General features: G+C 63.4%; 13 protein-coding genes. 7 read left to right on the forward strand and 6 right to left on the reverse strand.

Features of this window, described 5'->3' with window-relative positions:
- The 3 genes from JSO19_RS05990 to JSO19_RS06000 all read left to right on the forward strand — a co-directional run bounded on the left by JSO19_RS05990 (nt 1) and on the right by JSO19_RS06000 (nt 3781).
- Nucleotides 1-747 carry a GntR family transcriptional regulator gene (locus tag JSO19_RS05990; protein ID WP_270910398.1) on the forward strand — a complete coding sequence of 249 codons (747 nt, stop codon included), beginning with the start codon at nt 1-3 and terminating at the stop codon, nt 745-747.
- Between the two features lie 326 nt (nt 748-1073).
- Nucleotides 1074-2171 carry a glutathione S-transferase family protein gene (locus JSO19_RS05995; protein WP_270910399.1) on the forward strand — a complete coding sequence of 366 codons (1098 nt, stop codon included), beginning with the start codon at nt 1074-1076 and terminating at the stop codon, nt 2169-2171.
- A 107-nt stretch (nt 2172-2278) separates the two neighbouring features.
- Nucleotides 2279-3781 (forward strand): SHIRT domain-containing protein, encoded by a 1503-nt coding sequence (locus tag JSO19_RS06000; protein ID WP_270910400.1) that lies wholly within the window; start codon nt 2279-2281, stop codon nt 3779-3781.
- Here the strand turns inward: JSO19_RS06000 and JSO19_RS06005 are convergent.
- The 3 genes from JSO19_RS06005 to JSO19_RS06015 all read right to left on the reverse strand — a co-directional run bounded on the left by JSO19_RS06005 (nt 3778) and on the right by JSO19_RS06015 (nt 9763).
- Entirely contained in the window at nt 3778-4065 is a 288-nt protein-coding gene (locus JSO19_RS06005) for a hypothetical protein (RefSeq protein WP_270910401.1), read from the reverse strand. The two genes, JSO19_RS06000 and JSO19_RS06005, sit on opposite strands and share 4 nt — an antisense overlap.
- 595 nt (nt 4066-4660) lie before the next feature.
- Entirely contained in the window at nt 4661-8656 is a 3996-nt protein-coding gene (locus tag JSO19_RS06010) for an Ig-like domain-containing protein (protein ID WP_270910402.1), read from the reverse strand.
- A gap of 465 nt (nt 8657-9121) precedes the next feature.
- Nucleotides 9122-9763: a helix-turn-helix domain-containing protein gene (locus tag JSO19_RS06015; protein ID WP_270910403.1), complete on the reverse strand. Its 642-nt coding sequence runs from the start codon at nt 9761-9763 to the stop codon at nt 9122-9124.
- A gap of 121 nt (nt 9764-9884) precedes the next feature.
- Between JSO19_RS06015 and JSO19_RS06020 the strand changes: the two genes are divergently transcribed.
- The 3 genes from JSO19_RS06020 to JSO19_RS06030 all read left to right on the forward strand — a co-directional run bounded on the left by JSO19_RS06020 (nt 9885) and on the right by JSO19_RS06030 (nt 12222).
- Nucleotides 9885-10838, forward strand: coding sequence for an NAD(P)/FAD-dependent oxidoreductase (locus tag JSO19_RS06020; protein ID WP_270910405.1), 954 nt, complete (start codon nt 9885-9887; stop codon nt 10836-10838).
- Nucleotides 10835-11458, forward strand: a complete 624-nt coding sequence (locus tag JSO19_RS06025) for a class I SAM-dependent methyltransferase (RefSeq protein ID WP_270910406.1) — start codon at nt 10835-10837, stop codon at nt 11456-11458. The genes JSO19_RS06020 and JSO19_RS06025 overlap by 4 nt, the downstream gene beginning before the upstream one ends.
- A 95-nt stretch (nt 11459-11553) precedes the next feature.
- A complete protein-coding gene (locus JSO19_RS06030; protein WP_270910408.1) occupies nt 11554-12222 on the forward strand; it encodes an FMN-binding negative transcriptional regulator in 669 nt (222 codons plus the stop codon).
- Nucleotides 12223-12267: 45 nt separating this feature from the next.
- Here the strand turns inward: JSO19_RS06030 and JSO19_RS06035 are convergent, their stop codons facing one another.
- From JSO19_RS06035 to JSO19_RS06045, 3 genes are all read right to left on the reverse strand, one after another.
- Nucleotides 12268-12885 (reverse strand): hypothetical protein, encoded by a 618-nt coding sequence (locus tag JSO19_RS06035; protein WP_270910409.1) that lies wholly within the window; start codon nt 12883-12885, stop codon nt 12268-12270.
- A gap of 138 nt (nt 12886-13023) precedes the next feature.
- Entirely contained in the window at nt 13024-14331 is a 1308-nt protein-coding gene (locus tag JSO19_RS06040; protein ID WP_270912103.1) for an MFS transporter, read from the reverse strand.
- A 30-nt stretch (nt 14332-14361) separates the two neighbouring features.
- Nucleotides 14362-15591: a M20 metallopeptidase family protein gene (locus tag JSO19_RS06045; RefSeq protein ID WP_270910410.1), complete on the reverse strand. Its 1230-nt coding sequence runs from the start codon at nt 15589-15591 to the stop codon at nt 14362-14364.
- 167 nt (nt 15592-15758) lie between these two features.
- On the opposite strand from JSO19_RS06045, the gene JSO19_RS06050 reads away from it, so the two are divergent.
- Nucleotides 15759-16763, forward strand: a complete 1005-nt coding sequence (locus JSO19_RS06050) for an Lrp/AsnC family transcriptional regulator (RefSeq protein WP_270910411.1) — start codon at nt 15759-15761, stop codon at nt 16761-16763.
- Nucleotides 16764-16790 lie beyond the last annotated feature (27 nt).

Here is a 16790-nt window from a genome sequence, read left to right on the forward strand (position 1 = left end):
GTGACCGTGAGCAATGTCGAGAGGGTTCGTGGCGCCCTGCGCCAGCGCATCATCACCGGCGAGCTGCAGGCTGGCGAGCACCTCAACGAGCTCGCCCTCAGCCGCGAGTTTGGCGTGAGCCGCGTTCCCGTGCGCGAGGCCATTCGGGCCCTCGAGTCAGAGGGCCTCGTCGACTCGAAGCTTTACTCTGGCTCGCACGTGAGCGAGCTCCCCGCCGAAGACGCGACCGACCTCTTCGAGGTGCGGGAGGCGATCGAAAAGGCGATTGCCCGCAAGGCTGCCAGGCGGGCTCCAGGCGCTGGCGGGGCTGCCGCTGACGGCAGTGCCGACGGCGGCACCGCCGAGGTCGCGCCCGACTGGGCCGAGGCCCGCGCCGAGATCACCGAGATTCTGGCCGAGGGTGACGCGGCCCTCGCCGCAGGCCGCACCGACCTCATGGCCGGCCTCAACATGCGCTTTCACCAGGGCGTCGCCGCCCTAGCCGGAAGCCCCGTGCAGGCCCTCCTCTTGCGCACCATCGCCGGCACGATCGAGCGCCTCTACGTCGCCGACGCCGAGCGCCGCCCCCGCCGCTCCTGGCCCGAGCACCACACGATCATCGAGGCCATCGACGCGGGCGACGCCGAGACCGCGGGCCGCCTCATGGCGCTGCACGTGCGCCGCTCGAAGCGCAGCTACTTTAAGGGGCTCGAGGCGCGGGTTGCGGGCAGTGCGGGCTCGGGCGCCGAGGCCGGCTCGGACGCGTAGCGTTCGCCGCTACGGTTCGCGCGAAATACCCGGTCTTTCGGGTGCGGTGCGGTGCGGTCGCTCTATTGAACCAGACGTCGCGCCGAGACGCACGGGCTCACCCAGGCAACCATTGCCTGATTTTCGAGCACTTTCGAGGGTTTTTCGCTGAAAATGGGCAAGAAATCAGGCAATGGTTTGGTCGGGCGGGTTTGGTGCGGGCGGGTTTGGTCGGGCATGGCCAGGTAGTGTCGCCGGGAACGTCCGAGCCCGGAATACTTCGCACCCCGCACGCGTTACACCCGAGAGATCGTGCATTTCGCCCGAGCCGTGAAGGAGCCGCCACCATGACCGACACCACAGCCGAGACCGGCCAGTTCTCAACGAAGGGCGCCTACGTGACCGGCGCAAACGAGTTCTCGCGCGACACGAACTACATCGAAGACCGCATCGTGCGCGACCCCGAGGCAGTGAAGCGTCTGCCCGCGCCCCCGAAGTCGAACATCGGATCGCTCGGCTACGGGCTGAGCGAGGGCGCCGAAGCCTGGCCCGTTGAGCCGGGCCGCTACCGCCTCATCGCGGCAGCCGCGTGCCCGTGGGCCAACCGCACGATCATCGTGCGCCGCCTGCTCGGGCTCGAAGACGCCATCTCACTCGGCATGCCCGGCCCAACGCACGACGTACGGTCGTGGACATTCGATCTGGACGATGGCGGGCGCGATCCGCTGCTGGGTACTGAACGGTTGCAAGAAAACTACTTCAAGCGGTTTCCTGACTACCCGCGCGGCATTACGGTTCCGGCGATCGTCGAGGGCGCAAGCGGCAAGGTCGTCACGAACGACTACCCGCAAATCACGCTCGACTTCTCGACCGAATGGCGCGAGTTTCACCGCGACGGCGCCCCGAACCTGCTGCCAGAGGGCGAGCTCGAAGACATGTGGCCGGTGATCAAGCGCGTGTTCACCGAGGTGAACAACGGCGTGTATCGCTGCGGCTTCGCGGGCACGCAGGCCGCCTACGACGAGGCATACAACCGACTGTGGATCGCGATGGACTGGCTCGAAGAGCGCCTTGCGACCCGCCGATTTCTCATGGGTGGCACGATCACCGAGGCCGACGTGCGTCTCTTCACGACGCTCGCGCGCTTCGACGCCGTCTACCACGGGCACTTCAAGACGAACCGCAACAAGCTCAGCGAGATGCCGAACCTGTGGGGCTATGCCCGCGACCTCTTCCAGACCCCGGGCTTCGGTGACACGATCGACTTCGAACAGATCAAGAAGCACTACTACATCACGCACGAAGACGTGAACCCGACACAGATCGTTCCGGCGGGGCCCGACCTTTCGAACTGGCTCGATCCGCACGACCGCGAGCGGCTCGGCGGCGAGCCCTTTGGCGACGGGACGCCACCCGAGGCGCGGCCGCTGCTCATCGCGCGGTAGTCAATCGCATCCAACGAAACTTTCCGGTCATTGTCGGTTATAGCCATTGCCTTGAGTCACGAACGGAGATAGCTTGGCCCCAAGACGATCATCTAGGGGGATGAGCCGTGAAACGTTTCAGTACTCTTTTCGTGACACTCCTCGCGGGAGCTGTCCTGCTCTTGGCAGTTGCAGCCCCCGCGAGCGCCGCAACTCCCGTCGACATCAACGTGACCGCCGACGCGTATGCGCTTGACGGCAGCGGGCAGATCACCAGCGATAGCGAGTTTCTCTACGACTCCGCGAAGGGCGACGACCCTGGCAACTCCTACCAGATTGCCTACCGCGGCAATCTCAAGCTCGATAAAATGTGGTCTTCGTACAGACTCTTCAAACTCGCATGGGGATTCGGCAAACCTGACCCCGAAACGGCGTGGAACGGCAAGACCTTCAGCGGCGAATGGGACATATCGTTTCGCGTCGACTCGAGCGTTGTCTCGAGCGACCCGTCTTTCGTTGAGTGCGGGGCCCTGCAAGCCGAGATCGAAGCCCAAAACCCGTCAACACTGCTCGGAACCTTCATTCGCTGCAGCGATGTCGCCTACGACGATGCCACCGGGCTATACACGGCCCACTTTACGCTCGTCAACCCCGACGGTAGCAAGGTGACTGGCAAGCAGCTCGACGAAAACCAGCCCACGTCGCTGCACCTGACCACCCCAGCGCAGGCCTTTTACGTGAAGCAGTCAAGCTTTGAAGTTGGCAAAACATTCATCATGACCAAGCCACATGTCTCTGGCGAAATGAAAATGGATGCGTTCTTTCACAGCATGATGCCCATCACCTTCGACGCCACTGGAAGCGACGTCGCCCTGACAATGACGCAAACCTACGACGCCGAACACACGTTCGTCAGCGGAACCCCGGGCCGCACCCTACCGGCCGCGGTAACCGACCTCCTGCCGTCAACCCAGACGATGCTCACGAACGGAACCACGGCAACCCCCACCGCACCGACCGAGACAAACGTGCGCGACGGGCAAGGCGTGTGGATCTTCGCCGGCTGGCAGCCCGAATCAGCACTCATCGAGGGCGCGAACGTGCGCTTCACCGGAACATGGGTGTATGAGGTCGACCCCGACGCCACATTCACCGTACGGCACACCTTCGTCAGCGCCGATGAGACCGAGCTCCCCGACGAGGTTCTCGACCTCGCTCCCGAGAGCGTCATGGCGACACAGGGCAACACCGTTACGCCCACCCCGCTCACGACCACCTCGGTGAAAATCGCGACCGGGGTGTGGTCATTCACCGGCTGGCAGCCTGAGACCGCCACGATCGATGGAGCCGACGTCACCTTCACCGGCACCTGGAGCTTCAAGAAGGCGGTCACGCCGCCGGTAGATCCGGTCGATCCAGACCCAACTGATCCTGACCCGACTGATCCTGATCCCAAGAAGCCCGACCCTACCAAGCCCGGCCCCGTCACTCCGAAGCCAGGGCACGACCCTGCCCCGAAGGTGCCGCTTGCAACGACCGGCGGAGCGGGCCTCATCGGGTGGGGCATCGCGGGCATCGCGCTCATACTCACCGGCGTCACCGGCATCGTCGTGACCGCTCGAAAACCCTAGGGTTGGTGGGCAGCCGCCTCGCTCGGGCTTTGCGGTCGCGTTCGTCTCAGCCCGAGCACCGCAGGGACAATAAAGAGCAGCGCGAACGCCCAGAGCGTGAGCACGCCGGGGGCAACCGAGAGCCCGTACAGAAACGCGGTCGGCAAATACGCTTCGCCACCCCAGCCTCGATCGATGAGGGTGTGAATGGGTGAGAGGGCGATCATCAGCCCACTCACGAGCAATAACTTCCAGGTCATTCGCCCAGGAGGCTCGGCACGAATGACGGAGGTGAACAGGGTCATTGGGGTGAAAATTATGCCCAACAGCGTTAACGCCCACGCAGTGTGCGAGCTCTGGCCAAACCAGAGCGCTCGAGCGAGTATGCAGATCAAGTACACCGAGGCCACTCCAAAACCCCAGCGCCACACCCGAGCGCCGGGCCCGTTGAACGCAGCTGACCACCGTATCGAATATTCGATGTACTCGGTGACAGTTCGCCTGCGCCGGGGTACGGGCTCACCGCTCGCGCCGGCCAGCGCCGGGCCTGCCTCTCTGGCGCGATGATCCACAATCTCGGCTTTGCGCCGTTTTTTCGCTCTGGGCATTGTGGTCTCCTTTCTGCGCGGAGGGCGGTGGGCGTTCTCGCTGAGTGTAGCGCGTGGGCTGCCTGCCGCGGAGGGCGCCGTGAGCGATTTCGGGGTCCCGGGGCGGGGCCGATCGCCGGGGGACCGGGCCGATCGCGAGCGCGGGGCCCGAACGCGGTCTACTTGACGAAAAGCAGGGTGTTTCTGGCTGAACACCCTGCTTTTCGTCAAGTGAACGCTGAAGCGATGATCCAGAGCCAGAAGGCGGATCATCGCCCCGTTCTTCGATGGCTAGCGACTCCCGCGCAGCTGGCTAACGCCGCCCGCGCGTCAGCCAGCTGCGCCGCGCCACCAGCAATGAAGCGCCAGTTAGGAGCATCACCGCGGCTAGCAGCAACGCTTCGTGGGGAGACCCACCGGTGTGAGCGAGGTGACCTTGGCCGTTGGTATTTTGTGATCCTCCGCCAGCGAGAGGGCTTTTCGAGCCTGGCGCGGGCGTAACCGCCACCTCAATCGGGTCAGCGGCCGAGGCCTCGTAGTTACCGTCGCCGCTGAACACTGCCGTGACCGTGTGGGCTCCGGGCGTGAGGTCTTTCACCGTGAGGGCTGCCGACCCACTGGTCAAAGCAACGGGCTCTGCGAAGTTCTTGCCGTCGACAACGAACTGCACGGCTCCGGTTACGTCAAAGCCTTCGAGCAGCCCGCCAACAGTTGCGGTCAAGACGGTCGTGTCACCCTCGTCGAGCATGACCGGAGCGGCCTCAACCGAAACAGTAGTCTCGGCCAAACGAACCTCAACATCGACCTGAGCTTCTGATGCCTCGTGGTTCTGGTTGCCAAGATATCGCGCAGTCACGACGTGCGCACCGCCAGAGAGACCTGGAAGACCCGCCTCGGCCTGCCCATCAACCAGCGTCACGGTACCCGACGAGACTCCGTCTACGAAGAGCTCAACGTCGCCATCAGCGGGAAGCGTCGCAAGCCTCGGCAATGAACCGAGGCTGCTCCTATTCACCGTTGTAGTGACAGAGAAGGGCTCGCCCAGAGCAAGCTCAGCGGGATCAATCTCGACGAAAACGCTGCTCTGAGCCCGTTTCAGAACAAACGACGTACTGAACGACGCCGCAGCGATGTCGTCGGTGCCCGGGTACTCAACAACGACAGTGTGCTCACCAGCAGGAAGCCCCACGAGCGGCATGGTCGCCGTACCGTCTTCACTAAGATGCGGCTCGAAAATGTCTTCACCGTTCAGCGTCACCGTGATGGCACCGCTCGCCTTTGCCCAGTCAGATTCGGGAGTCGTTGCCGCGATAAGCAATGAGAGGCTCTCTCCATAGGTCAGAGGGCCGTGCAGAGCCAAGGTCACTTCGCTCTGCACAGGCTGCACCGCAAGCACTGCCTCGGCTGAGCTCTCGATAAATTCTGGCTCGGGCACGAAGCGCGCTGAAAGCGTGATATTGGTCACCAGGTCGATGGTGATGTCTGTTTCGAACACGGCCGTTGAACCAGTAACACGGCTCGGGGCGTGCTCGGCAGCCACCTCCTGACCATCGACCTCAAAAATGACCGTGCCTTCTGGCACTACCCCGTCGAGATCTGTCGAGACCTCAGCCCTCATCGTTTCAGACGTTTTCACGGTGAGCGCGGGCCTCTCAGAAGCGAGTGTCAGCTCGGTCGCTCTCGGTTGCACGTCAACCGTCACAGGCTTGGCCACCGAGCCAAGCTGCGGGTGCCCCATGGCCGGAACAAACTTGGCTTCGATCGTGTGAAGGGCAACACCTGGGCGATCGATCACAAGGGTTGCTACGCCGTCGCGCACCTCTACCTCTTCACGAAGATCGTCGTCAGAGGTGAAGAGCACGGTACCCTTCGGCTCAAGCCCGTCTCCATCAACAGCAACCTCAACGCGCAGTGCTTCGCCGTAGGTAAGCGACTCGGGCGCGGTTGCAGCCGCTGTTGTCGGTCGTGCAACAACCGTGAGCACCTGTGCGCTCGACTTTGACCCAACCATTGGCAACTCGGCGCTGGGAGTGAACTCGGCGTGAATCGCCACATCTCCCAGCCGGTCAAAAAGACCTGCCTCGAAGGTCGCCGTTGCTTCACCGTCTTCCAGAGCAGCTGAAGTGATGGCTTCGTCGTCTATATAGAAGGTGACGGTGCCTTCAGGCTGCACGGCCGGGACAGCGTTCGATACCTGTGCCGTGACGCGTGCATCGTCACCGTACACAAGCGTTTCTTCATCAAGCGCAAGCTTCGTCACAGATTCAATCTTGGTGACCTCGTACTCTGCATTCGCGCTCAACACACTTTTATCATCAGAGTGCGTGTACGTTGCAGTGACCGTGTGTTTGCCCAGCGCATCGGTGTTTAGCGGCCATGAGCCTTTCCCGTTGGTCAAGCCCTGACTCTCGACAGGGGCGCCGTCAATCTCAACGAATACCTCACCGTCAGCGAGTTCGAGGCCTGATTGCCACTGCACCAGAACCTCGGCAAACACATCGCTTGCACTCGCTTCTACCGTTTCGGGCACAACCAGATCGATACTATTGCTGGGCTCAACAATCGTGAAGGTGCCGTGTATCGGGTCAGCATCAAACAGTGGGTCTTCTTCCAAAAAACTGAGTGTGTAATCGTAGACATCGACGGGAGTTGGCAGTACCAGGTCATTGGCGCTGAGAAAGCTGACCCCCTCGGAACGGTTAAAGCTTGGTAGCGAAAAACCCTTGTAGTTCTCTCTGTGGCCTGTCTTCTGGCCCACCATATCGAGTGATAACCGTGTCGTGACACGATCGTTTTCGCCCCAATACACCGGGTCGCCAGGGTTCTTGATAGCCCGTGCCTGCATCGAAAACTTAATCATTTTACCAGTCAGAATCGTCTCTGGGTGCGTGAAGCTCAACTCCGTTTTCCACCTGGCCGCAGCCTTTCGGTCGACACTGTCGAGAGAACCCGAAAAGTTTTCGCTGCCGAGATACTCAGCGTAAAAACTGTTTGTTCGGCCCAGTGGTGCAATATCTGCCGAGGCAACCCCGTCAGGCCCAACCGCGACGAGCAGCCGGTTTGAAGGTTCGGGCTCGTTTGCATCGCTTCCAGGGGGAGCGACCCAAAAAGCGACCTGCCCCTCACGAACCGGGGCCCCCGCCGCTGTGTGAACGTGAGCCTGAACGGTTGTTTTTTGGGCTGCTTTCAGCCCATCTTCTGCGACTTCGATCGCGGTCTCAGTTGCCTCACCGCAGCCGATAACGTTCAATTCAGCCGCCAGGTTTTCGCCTCGAAAGTTCCAGTCCCTCGAATCAGGCTTCATCTCGATGCTCGCCTTGTGCTTGCCAATCGGCAGATCACCGAGGCTGTGCGTCTCGACAACAGCACCAAAGTGTCTGCTCAGCACGAGTTTCTTTTCCTTACCCGGCGACTCAAGCCAAAGGTTCAGAAGCAGCAGGGGCTGCGCCGCACCACTATCATTTTTGACAACAATATCGACGGTTTGCTCATTGCCTACGCACAGGTTCGTTTTACTGGTATCGAGACTGACCACTGAAGTGGGCTCTGCGCTAATCCAAACCCAGCCGTTGCCGCTTGTTCCATCGTAATCGTCAAAGCGCAGTGCGTTATCAATCATTTCTGAATCACTCGAGATGAAAGCACTACCCGATCCACCACCACCGCTCGAATCTTGCACGCTGTGCCCGCCGCAGCCGTAGGAATTCCTACTGCCCCCGCCGCCGCCACCGCCACCCGACATACCCTGGTTGCCGGCGAAGGTCGTTCCATGCTTCGTCTCTGAGTCATAGGCGCAGTTTATGTATGCGTTATGTGGGTTAGACCCTGGTTTTCCATTCGACGAAGCTTTGCCAGCAACGGCTCCGTCTCCGCCGTGAAGCGGGACATTGGGGTAGTCGGATGATCCGCCACCGCCGCCACCGCCGCCAGAGAGCTCAAAAAACCAACCCTGTGTGCCATTTGGCTTGAGATAGGTGATGCTCGTTGATCCGCCGCCACCGCCGCCACCGCCTCCCTTGTTAAAGCCATTGCCGCCGTTGCCACCAGCGACGCCTCCCGAACCGCCCTTGCCGCCGCGATCACCCCGAGCGTCCTCCCCCTTCTTGCCAACGCGCACCTGAAGCACCCCACCAGGCTCGACGGGCAACGTTTGCGGGTTCCATGCGTCGAGATAGCCGCGGTAGCCTGCACCGCCCTTACCGCCGCTACCACCATTTTTCACCGCGGCGCCGTCTCCACCTGAGGCAGATTCGGCAAGAACCTTGACCTCTTCAACCCCGCCAGGAATCTTGACATCGGTGTCTTCCACGAATTCGCCGTAGAAACTATCGTAACTCCAGGGCAGTGTGACCACGCGTGGGGCAGCTTGCGCCGGTGCCGGAGCCAGCAAGCCCGGGAGCAACAAGAGGCTCGCGAGCGCGCTAGCCATTGCTACTTGGAGAGCTCTTCGAGCAGTTCTTTTGGTTCGTTGAACCCCTGACGTGCGACCCATGGTTTGTTTCATGTTGATCTGCTCTTCCCCTATAAGCGACAACTATGGCGACGAAGCGGGCGCCGGTCAGCGACGACTGACCCCCGTTAAAACCCCCGTCTATGCTTCGAGTAGCTTAGCTAGCTTTCGGGGTATTAGAAAGGCAGAGTTCGGGGTCTACTTGACGAAAAGCAGGGTGTTTCTGGCTGAACACCCTGCTTTTCGTCAAGTAGGCCGAGAAATCGCAGACAGGGGTGCTGCGAGCGGCAGCCGACAGTCGCCAAGCGAGCACAACCGAGCGGATCAGCCCGGCACCTCGCCCGCCGGCTCACCCGCCGGCCCACCCGGCAACTCACCCGCCGGCCCGCCGATGGCTGGCCGCACGTGCGCCCGCTGCCCCTGCCGCCCCACGAGGCTCAGGTACTCGACCGGGCCGGCGCTCGTGGCGCCGAACCAGTGCGGGGTGCGGGTGTCGAACTCGACCGCCTCGCCGGCTTGCAGCCTGAGGTCTTGGTCGCCGAGCACGAGCCGTAGGGTGCCGTTCAGCACGTAGGCCCAGTCGTGGCCCTCGTGGGTGCGCGGCTCGGGCACTTCGTCGTCGTTGCCGGCGGGCAGAACGAACTTGTAGGCCTGCACGCCTCCGGGGCGGCGGGTCAGCGGAATCACAATCGCACCGCCATCAATCGTCATGGGCCGCAGGTCGATGCGCGGGTTTGCGGTGCGCGGGGCGTCGACGAGTGAGTCGAGGGTGACGCCGTAGTACCGGGCGAGCGGCAGCAGTTGCTCGAGGGTTGGGCGGCGCACCCCGGCTTCGAGGCGCGAGAGGGTGCTGGCCGAGATGCCGGTCGCTTCGGCGAGCGCCACGAGGGTCACGTCGCGGCGCAGGCGCAGGTTCTTGAGCCTCGGACCAACCGTGTCGAGGGTTTCGTCGGCGGTGTTATTCATTCCTCCATATTGCCATTCGGCAAATATGTTTGCCAAATCGCACCGAGACCGCGAGACTCGGTGTCTGACCAGTCACCCGAGACCGACCAAGCAAAGCCATCGATCAACACAAGGAGCCCCCATGCACCACCCACACGAAACCCGCGAGTACGAGGTCGCCATTCTCGGCGGCGGATCGGCCGGGCTCAGCGCCGCCCTCACGCTCGCGAGGGCCCGTCGCAGCGTCATCGTCGTTGATCACGGCCAGCCACGCAATGCACCGGCGGCCGCGGCGCACGGCCTGCTGGGAAATGAGGGGGTCGATCCGCTGCGGTTGCTCGAGAAGGGGCGTGCCGAGGCATCGGCGTACGGGGCGACGATCGCGCACGCCGAGGTTCGGTCGGCCGAGCGCCTCGAAGAGGGCGGGTTCGCCGTCGAGCTTGGCGACGGGGCCCGCGTCGTCGCACAGCAACTCATCATCGCGACCGGAACGCGCGACGAGCTGCCCGAGATCGAGGGGCTCGCGGCCCGGTGGGGGCGCGACGTCGTGCACTGCCCGTACTGCCACGGCTGGGAGATTCGCGATCAACGCATCGTTCTCATCGCGACCGGACCCATGTCGGCCAAGCAGGCCATGCTGTTTCACCAGTGGAGCGCACACGTGACGCTCGTGACGAGCGGGCTCAGCTTCGGCGGCGACGACCTCGAGATGCTCGCTGCCCTCGGCATCGACGTCGTGACCGACACGGTCTCGCGCGTCGAGGTCGCCGATGATCGCATCACCGGGGCCCTGCTGGCAAGCGGTGGGCGGCTGGGGGCTGACGCACTGGCGGTTCCGACGTTTGCGAGGGCTAGGCTCGAGGGGCTTGAGCCGCTCGGCCTCGACGTCACCGAGAACCCCATGGGCGTCGCCGTCACGACCGACGAGGCGGGGCGCACCTCGGTCGCGGGCGTGTGGGCGGCGGGCAACGTCGCGAACCCGACCACGCAGGTGAGCGAATCGGCCGCGCAGGCAGGGCGCGTCGCCATGACGCTGAACACCGAGATGGTGTTCGCCCGCGCCAACGCGGCGGTCGCTGCGGGGGCTGCCTCGTGACCGACTTCGACCGCGACTTTTGGCAGCGGCACTGGGCCGAGCGCGAGAGCCGGGGAGCCCCGACGCCACACCCGTATCTCGCGACCGAGACGGCGCAGCTCACCCCGGGCACCGCCCTCGACGCGGGGTGCGGGGCTGGTGCCGAGGCGCTGTGGCTCGCGAGGCAGGGCTGGCGCGTGACTGCGGCCGATATTTCGGCGAGCGCACTCGACGAGGCGAGACGGCACGAGGCAGTGGCCGGGCCCACGACCCCCATCGAGTGGATCGAAGCCGACCTCTCACGCTGGAACCCCGACCGTACCTGGAGTCTCGTGGTCACGAGCTACGCGCACGCCGAGATCGGCCAGCTCGCGCTGTACCAGCGGCTGGCCTCGTGGGTCGCGCCGGGCGGTACGCTGCTCATCGTCGGGCACGCGGCGAGCGAGCACGCGGGTGAGGCGCAACACGCTCAGCATCCGCACGAAGCTACCGTCACGCGAGAGGCCATCACGGGGCTGTTTGCGGAGGCCGCCTGGACCATCGAGACGAGCACCGAGCACACCCGCACCGCACACCCCGGTGGGGCGAGCGTTGAACTGCGCGACGTCGTCGTTCGGGCACGCAGGCTCAGCGGCGAGTAACCGGGGCGGGGCCTGCCTTTCGAGCGAGGTATTGCGCGCACGGCAGGCCCCCGCCGCGAGTTACACTGTGTGTGCAACGGCCAAAGGAGAACAGCGTGCACACCTACCCCAGCTACATTGCCCCCTCTGGCGAAGCGATTGTTGAGTTTGTGCGCGCCAACCCCTTCGCCATCGTCGCGACCTCGACCGCGGGGGCGCCGGTTGCCACGCACGTTCCGATCGTGTTTCAGCCGGGCTTTGAGCCGCAGGGCACCTTCGTGGGCGAAACCCTGTGGGGGCACATGGGCCGCGATAACCCGCACTGGCAGCTCTTCGCCGAGAACCCCTCGACGCTGCTCGCGTTCAGCACCTCGCACGCCTACGTTTCGCCGAGCAACTACGGCTTCGCCGACGCGGTGCCCACCCTCGACTATGCGACCGTGCACCTTACGGGCAAGGTCACGATCATCGAAGACGATGCGCTGAGCCTCGACGTCGTGAAGCAGACGGTCTCGCACTTCGAGAGCGCCCGCTCGGAGCCGTGGGAGCAGAGCCCCTCGTTCCCGATCTACGAGAAGATTTTGCCGGGGATCGTCGCTTTCACCATCGAGGTCGAAACCGAGAGCGCGATGTTTAAGCTCAGCCAAGACATGCCCGCCGACGTGCACGAGCGCGTCGTCGCAGACCTCACGAGCGGCGAACGCAAACACCCCGACGTCGCCGCCCTCATGCGGCGCATCGGGGTGAGTGCAGAGGCGGGGCAGACAGATCAACCTGGCATCTGATGTTTGCAGACTGACACAGCCTTACTACACGGCGAAAACGGCCCCCTATGGGGTTTGTGGGGGTTGCTGCTGGCCCTGCTGGTTCTGCTGGTTCTGCTGGTTCTGCTGATGCATCTGCTGTTGCTGCTGCAGCAAAAGCTGTGCGTGCTGGGCCTGAAGTGAAGCATTGCTGACGTTCATTGCCTCGTCATGACGAAGGCGGTCGTGGTCAGCAAAAAGGCGGTGATTGATCTCATCGCGAAGGTCTTCCAGCTTCGATTTTTCAAGAATCGATACCTTAATCTCGCTCGTGCTGCCGCCGTTATTCTGAATCTTCAGCGATGCATTCAGAGCGTTCAGGATCATCGAGAGCGCCAGGATAATGAGCACCCAACCGAAAAAGTTGTTGGTGAAGTTTGCTCCGACAATAAGGAAGATGATGCCAAACAGCGCACGGGCGACAGAAAATTTAACCTCAACCCCAACACCCGCGACGTTCTTCAGCGGGTAGGTACTGTCTTTATATCCCAGTGGAATAAGGCCGAACAACGTATTCGGGGCCTTTGAAACCACCCGTGTGTTGGTGACCGCGATCTCAGTCTTGAGCCAAAACATAATGACCGAGGGGCTGAATTTAGACGACTTTACATTCGTCTCGCCCGGTGCGAAAGAAATATTGGACAATGCATCTCCTTAGATTAAACGACATACGTCCAATTAGGGATCATATACACCTGTCGATCTTCTGTCTACGAGTCGAGGCTTCATCTGCGTCACAAACACGCGGCACAGAATCCATTTCCCGCGCAAGAACACACAAACTTAACCCAGGTGCTTGCCCTTCGTTTCAGGAACCGTGAACACCGTAATGAGGGTGATCACGAGCAGCGCCATCGTGTAGAGCGGGAACCAGTTGTAGTCCTGCCCCGAGGCGTAGGTCTGAATGTAGGGGGCGGTGCCGCCGAAGGCCGCGACCGCGAGGGCGTACGGGAAGCCGATGCCTGAGGTGCGCACCTCGGGCGGGAAGAGCTCTGAGAACATGGCTGGCATGATCGCGAGCGCTCCGGCGAGAATCGCCGACATGAGCGAGACGCTGAGCACGAGCACGAGGAAGTCGTTGCGCAACCACGCCTGAATGGGCAGGTAGAGCACGAGCGCAGCGCCAGCGCTGATGATCATGATGGGCTTGCGACCGAAGCGGTCAGACAGCATGCCCCACAGCGGCAGCGACACGATGAGCACAATGTTGCCGATGACGCCCGCCCAGAGGGTCAGGCCGCGATCCATGCCGAGCTGCGTGTTGGCGTACGTCGGGGCGTTGATGGCCCAGGCGTAGTAGGCCACGGTGATGCCGATCGTGAGGCCGATGACCTGCAGGGCACCGAGGCGGTGCTCCCAGATCTGCGAGAAGATGTTGCGCTTCGGGGCGCCCGACTTCTCGATGTTCGTGAACGCCTCGGTCTCTTCCATGTTGCGGCGCAGGTACAGCGTGTAGAGGCCAGCAACGGCGCCAATCGCAAAGGGAATGCGCCAGCCGAACGCGTTGAGCTGCTCGGCCGTGAGGGTCAGGTTCAGTACGGCCGCGAGCAGCACGCCCGCGAGAATGCCGGTGGTGCCCGAAACGTAAATCCAGCTCGACCACAGGCCGCGGTGCTTCGCGGGCGCGACCTCAGAGAGGAACACCTGCGACGACGGCAGCTCGCCACCGTGGGCGAGGCCCTGCAGCAGTCGGGCGAGCAGCAGCATGAGCGACGACCACGCGCCAACCGTCTCGTACGACGGGAGCAGCGCGATCGCGAGGCTGCCGAACGAGGCGAGAACGATCGCGAGGGTCATCGAGTATTTGCGGCCCTTGCGGTCGCCGATCCACCCGAAAACAAACCCGCCAAAGGGCCTGGCGATGAAGCCAACGGCGAAGATCGCGAGGGTCGAGAGCAGAGCCGAGGCCGGGTCGGCATCGTTGAACGCGTGGGCCGCGATGTAGATCGTGAACGAGGCGTAGACATTCCAGTCGTACCACTCGAGCAGGTTGCCCATGCCGATGCCGACGAGGTTTTTGCGCACGGTGCGTCGCTCGGCAGGAGTGTAGTGACCGTGCGTGCCGTCGGTCGTGTCGTGGGTGGTGGTCATCATGTTCCTTACGGTGCTTCGTTGCAGGGATTAAGCAGGTGGGTTGAGGCGGCGAGCGGCGAGCGTGGCGAGCAGGGCCGCGCCCCTCGTGAGCACCGCCTCGTCGAATTGCGCGCCGGCGGCGTGATTGTAGGGGCCCGTCTCGAGGTCAACGCCCTCGGGAGTCGCCCCCAGCGGAATGAAGACACCGGGCACGTGCTCGAGCATCTTCGAGAAGTCTTCTGAGGCGCTGAGCGGCTGCTTCGGCCGTTCGAGACTCTCGTCGCCAAACAGCTCGGCAACGGTTCCCGCGACGAAATCGGCCTCGTCGGCGTCGTTCTTCGTGACGGGGTACAGCATCTCGTAGTCGATGTCGATCGTGACGCTGTGCGCGTCGGCCACGCCCTCGAGCACCTTCACGACCTCGCTGCGCATGAGCTCACGGTTCTTCTCGCTGAAGGTACGAACGGTCGCGAGCATCTCGACGCTCTCGGGAATGACGTTCTCGGTCGATCCGCCGCGAAACATGCCGAACGACAGCACGACCGGGTCAAAGGCGTCGAAGCGGCGCGTGACCATCGTTTGCAGCGCGCTCACCATCGCGGCACTCGCGGTGATGGGGTCGATCGCCTGATGCGGTGCGGATCCGTGCCCTCCGTGACCGCGAACGACCATGCGCACGGTATCTGAGGCACTCATGATCGCGCCCTGACGCACGAGAAAGCGGCCGCTTTCGATGTGCGACGAGAAGACGTGCAGCGCGTAGGCGGCCACGGGCTTCGCGCCCGTGATCTCGAGCAGGCCCTCGTCGAGCATGTGCTGCGCGCCGTCAAAGCCCTCTTCGCCCGGCTGGAAGACGCACACGACGTCGCCCGCGAGCTCGTCACGGTGCTCGGCGAGCAGCTTCAGCGCGCCCACGAGCATGGTCATGTGCAGGTCGTGGCCGCACGCGTGCATGTTCGTCGCGTCGGGGTTCACAAAGTCGAGGCCCGTCTCTTCGACGACGGGCAGCGCGTCCATGTCGCTGCGCAGGAGCACGGCGGGGGCTGGGGTGGGGGTCGCGGTCGCGCCCGCCTTCTCGCCCGCCGTGCCGCGGATCACTGCCGTGATCGAGCTCAGCGATTCGCCGAGCGTCACCTCGATGGGCAGGCCTTCGAGTTCTTGGAGCAGTCGCTGCTGCGTGAGTGGCAGGGAAAGCCCCTGCTCAGGAATCTGATGCAGATCGCGGCGCAGTGCACGCAAAGCGCCATCAAGTTCAAGCGATCTCGCTACGAAATCCACGGTGATCTTCCTAACTGCGGCCCTCGGTTGGCCACGCGACTTTTTGCTCCTTTCATTATTCAACCGGTGCAGAGCGCTGGCTTAGTCATGCGATAAACCTGCGTTTGCTTCTCTTTGAGCGGGCATTCGTGCATTGATTCTTGCAATAACGCGATATTCTTGCACATATGAAACATGCCCCAGACCCGCTCGAGCTCGTCGGAGCGCTGCAGATCGCACCGCGCGCCTCGTGGCGGCAGCTCTCGCAGGTGCTCGGGGCGTCGCCCCTCATGCTCGCGCAGCAGTGGCAGCGGCTCACCGACCGTGGCCTCGCCTGGTGCACGGCCGTACCCTTCGGGCGCAACCGCCCCGGAACCCTCACCTTCGTCGCCGTGCGCTGCCTACCCGAGCACCGCGACCGCCTCACCGAAGAGGCTATCGCGATTCCCGAGATCGTCTCAATCGAGGAGCCGGCGCGGCACTGGGACCTCATCTTCACCGTGCTCACCCCCGACTTCGAGAGCTACCTCGAGAGCCTCAACGAGCGCATCTCAAAACTGCCGGGCATCACCCGCTACGAGACGATCATTTGCACGCGCGTGCACTTCGACGGCCACGAGTGGCGCCTCGGAAGCCTCGACCACACCGCCCGCCAGCAACTCGTGCAGCTCGCCCGCACCGACACCTCGGCCACTCCCCCACCCCTGCGCGACGGCGACCGCGAACTGACCCCCTACCTGCACCGCGACGGCCGCGCCACCGTCGCCGACATCGCCGAATCACTCGGCACCCACCCGAGCACCATCTCTCGCCGCATGCAACGGCTGCTGCTCTCGGGCAAAGTCACCCTGCGCTGCGACCTCGCTCCCGAACTGCTCGGCCAGCCCATCAGCAGCCAGTGGTTCTGCTGGCTCTCACCCGAGCAGCACACCGCCGCAGCCGCCGCGCTGCGCAGCTTCCCAAATCTGCGCTTCTGCGCCTCGACCACCGGCGAAACGAACTTCACCTTCGTACTCTGGGTGCGCACCCCCGAAGAGATCTTCGAGGCCGAGCGCCGCCTCATCGAACACATCCCGGGCTTCTCGATCGCCGAAAGCTCGATCACGGTGCGCTTCATCAAGCGCATGGGCTGGCGCCTCGACGAGCGCGGCCGCCGCACGGGCGAGCCGGTGAGCCCCGTGTTTGTGGGGTGAGGCCGGGTTGGCCGGCTCTGGGTCGGG

It is taken from the genome of Leucobacter sp. UCMA 4100 (assembly GCF_027853335.1).
Taxonomy (GTDB): Bacteria; Actinomycetota; Actinomycetes; order Actinomycetales; family Microbacteriaceae; genus Leucobacter_A.